The 3486-nt window shown below is 67.4% G+C and carries 3 protein-coding genes; 2 read left to right on the forward strand and 1 reads right to left on the reverse strand.

The window, feature by feature from the left end:
* The coding region (locus ABZ260_RS48710) for a hypothetical protein (RefSeq protein ID WP_355632121.1) at positions 1-202 on the reverse strand (202 nt) is incomplete at its 3' end.
* A 106-nt stretch (positions 203-308) separates the two neighbouring features.
* Here ABZ260_RS48710 and ABZ260_RS48715 point away from each other — a divergent pair.
* Both ABZ260_RS48715 and ABZ260_RS48720 read left to right on the forward strand, forming a co-directional pair.
* Positions 309-1517, forward strand: coding sequence for an ROK family transcriptional regulator (locus tag ABZ260_RS48715; protein ID WP_355632124.1), 1209 nt, complete (start codon positions 309-311; stop codon positions 1515-1517).
* Between the two features lie 506 nt (positions 1518-2023).
* Positions 2024-3427 carry a M14 family zinc carboxypeptidase gene (locus ABZ260_RS48720; protein ID WP_355632127.1) on the forward strand — a complete coding sequence of 468 codons (1404 nt, stop codon included), beginning with the start codon at positions 2024-2026 and terminating at the stop codon, positions 3425-3427.
* The last annotated feature ends 59 nt before the right edge of the window (positions 3428-3486 follow it).

Raw genomic sequence — 3486 nt, forward strand, 5'->3', positions numbered from 1 at the left:
CGATCGCCTGGACATCCTGTACGGCTTCGGCGTCCGCCAGATCGGTATCGCCTACTCCCAGGCCAACCAGCTCGGCTCGGGGCTGGCCGAGCGCGTCCAGATGACGGGGCACGTCCGCGGTCTTTTCCGCCGGCTCGTCAGTGCGGTGCGAGCAGGCGGCCGACGCCCTGTCGACCGCGTCCGGGGCCGGATGTTCCTCCACCGCACCCACGAACGACCTGACGATTCCGCGGAGTGCGCTAAGAATCTAGAATCACCATTGTCGTCAAGCACGACGGCGACAGCCCCGAGTCGTCAGGATCCCCACGATGCTGAAAGCCGGTCCGTCCCAGGAGGAGATCCGCCAGCACAATCTGGGCACCCTGCTCCGGCATGTTCACCTCGGCGGCCCGGTCTCCCGCACGGTGCTGGCCGATCGGATGGGGCTGAACCGCAGCACGATCATGGCGTTGACCTCGGAGCTCACCTCGGCGGGCCTGGTCCGCGAGGAACTCCCCAAGGAGACCGGCAGGGCGGGCCGGCCGTCGCTGGTGGTCCGGCCGGAGTCCGACCGGGTGTACGTACTGGCGTTCGACGTCGCCGTGGACCGGCTGGTCGCCGCCAGGGTCGGGCTGGGCGGGAAGATCCTGGACCGCAGGGAGGCGGTCCGGGCGCGCGCCGGGGCCGACCTCGACGACGTGGTCGAGGTGCTCGCCGGGTTGGCCCGCCGGATACACCGCGAGGCGGCTCCGGACTCGATCTGCGTCGGAGTCGGCGCGGCCTACTGCGGCATGATCCGGCCCGGTGACGGGATGGTGCGTTTCGGGCCGAACATGGGCTGGGTGGACCAGGCCTTCGGTGCCGAACTCGGCCTCAGGCTGGGGCTCGGGCTGCCGGTCTCCGTGGGCAACGAGGCCCACCTGGGCGCGCTGGCCGAGCACGAACGCGGGGTGGGCATCGGCTTCGCGAACCTGGTCTACCTGCACGGGGATGTCGGCGTGGGTGGCGGGATCATCGTCGGCGGCAAGCTGCTGGACGGCGACGGCGGGTACGGCTGCGAGCTCGGGCACATGATAGTGAACCCGTACAACGGGCGGCCCTGCGGATGCGGCTCGCGAGGCTGCCTTGAGGCGGAGGTCGGCGAGCAGGCCCTGCTCGACGCCGCCGGCCGGGCCTCCGAACTGGTCGGCCACGACGGCATACGGGCCGTGGTGGACGCCGCCGGCCGCGGCGACCTCGCGGCCCAGAACGCGCTGGACCGGATCGGCGACTGGCTCGGCATCGGGGTGGCGAACCTGATCAACCTCTTCAACCCCGGATTGGTGATCTTCGGCGGGATGCTGCGTGACATCTACCGGGGCTCGGCGGACCAGGTCCATCGCCGGGTGGCGGCCAATGGGCTGGTGATCTCCCGGGAGAAGGTACAGCTCCGCACCTCGGTTCTCGGGAACGACGTCACCCTGATCGGCGCGGCCGAACTCGCCTTCTCCGAAATACTGGCCAGACCCCTGGAAGTGCTCGCCCGTACGACGTCATGACCAGGTGTTTCTCCCTGACCGTCGGACCGGTCGAGCCGCTGCCCGCGACGTCCCGGGAACCGGTCGGCCCCATTTTGTAACAGACCCTTAACCACCATATGGCCCATGTCCCGATTAACTTGGCACCCAGCGACCCACCACCGCACCTGAGCACCCGCACGACACCCCACCCGATCCGAGTCGAGGCTCACCCGCCCGGCGGCGCCCCGCCCGCTCCGGCCGCGTTTCGAAGACATCCCTCACCCCCGACATTCCACACATGTGCGGAAATACCATCGGCACAGCTGGTTGACAACCATACATTCATGGCTAAGACTAACTGAAAGTTTGCAATCAACGGTCGATAGTCGGTTATCCAAGAGCGCTCCCGAAAGAACAGAGCGGGAAGAAGCGCGCGTTTCTGACGCCAATTCGTCCGTGGCTAGAAAGGTCCTTTCAGCATGTCTTCAAGAGACTCGCAGTCCCCCGCGACCTGGAGCGCCAAGAAACGCGTTTTGACGCTTGCGTTGAGCGTCGGACTTCTGGGAAGTCTCAGCATTCCGGCGGCCACCACCACCTTCGCCGAGTCCACCGACATCGCAGCAACCGCCCAGCTGCTGGCGGCGCAGTCAGCGACGCTGCCCAGCGGCCGGACCACCTACCGGACGATCGCCGACTACAACGACGAGATGCTCGCGCTGAGCAAGCAGTACCCCGACCTCGTCAAGCACATCACGCTGCCGCACAAGACCCGCCAGGGCCGCGAGGTGTACGGCATCGAGGTGACCCGCGACGTCAACGCCTCCGACGGCAAGCCCGTCCTGTTCATGATGGGAATGCACCACGGGAACGAGTGGCCCTCGGGTGAGCACACCCTGGAGTTCGCCTACGACCTGGTGAACAACTCCGGGAAGGACCCGAAGATCAAGCGCCTGCTCGACCAGGCGCGGGTCATCTTCGTCCCGGTCGTCAACGTGGACGGGTTCGTCATCAACCGGCGCACCAGCTGCGGCATCTCACCGACGTGCGCCAGCAGCGGCGGGGTCGACATCAACCGCAACTACCCCTTCGGCTGGGGCAGCAACGCGGGTTCCAACGTGACGAACCGCGGCCCGGCGCCGGCCTCCGAGCCCGAGGTGCGGAACATCATGGACCTGACCACGAACAACCAGGTCACCGTCCTGATCACGAACCACACCTCCGGGCACACCCTCCTCCGTCCGCCGCTGGAGAAGCGCGCGGGCGACACCCCCGACGAGGCCGTCTACGCCGCCCTGACCGACGCGATGGCCGCCAAGAACGGCTACGTGGGCATGAAGTCGGGCTTCGACTACGAGACGACCGGCGAGACCCCGGACTGGTCGTACTACGCCACCCGCGGCCTCGGTTTCACGTACGAGATCATGAAGACCCAGTCGACCAACAACACCTACCCCGAGGTGATCGAGGACTACCTCGGCACCGGTCGCTACGAGGGCAAGTCGAACCGTGAGGCGTTCCTGGTGGCCCTGGAGTACGCGGCGGACCCGGCGGGACACTCCGTGATCACGGGCAAGGCGCCGAAGGGCGCGGTTCTGACGATCACGAAGGACTTCGACCTGTGGACCGCGCCGATCCGGCAGACGAGCACTGTCCTCGACCCGCCCCAGGCGGTCCCCACCCACCTGGAGTCCAGCCTGGTCGCCCCGACCAACGGCAAGTTCACCTGGCACGTCAACCCGTCGGTGCGGCCGGTCCCGGCCTACACCGAGAACGGTGTCGTCGCCACCGGCCCGGGCAACTTCCTCCAGGAGAGCTGGACGCTCACCTGTGCCCGTCCGAACGGTGAGGTCCTTGAGACGGTGAAGGTCACCGTCGACAGGGGCGAGCAGGTCGATGTGCGGCTGCAGGAGTGCAAGACCCGCTTCAACGGCAACGGCCCGAAGCACTGAGCGATACATGAGGCCGGCGCGCGGGCCATCGTCGGGGCACGACTGATGAGGAGAGCCTG

Source organism: Streptosporangium sp. NPDC006013, assembly GCF_040614275.1.
Classification (GTDB): Bacteria; Actinomycetota; Actinomycetes; order Streptosporangiales; family Streptosporangiaceae; genus Streptosporangium.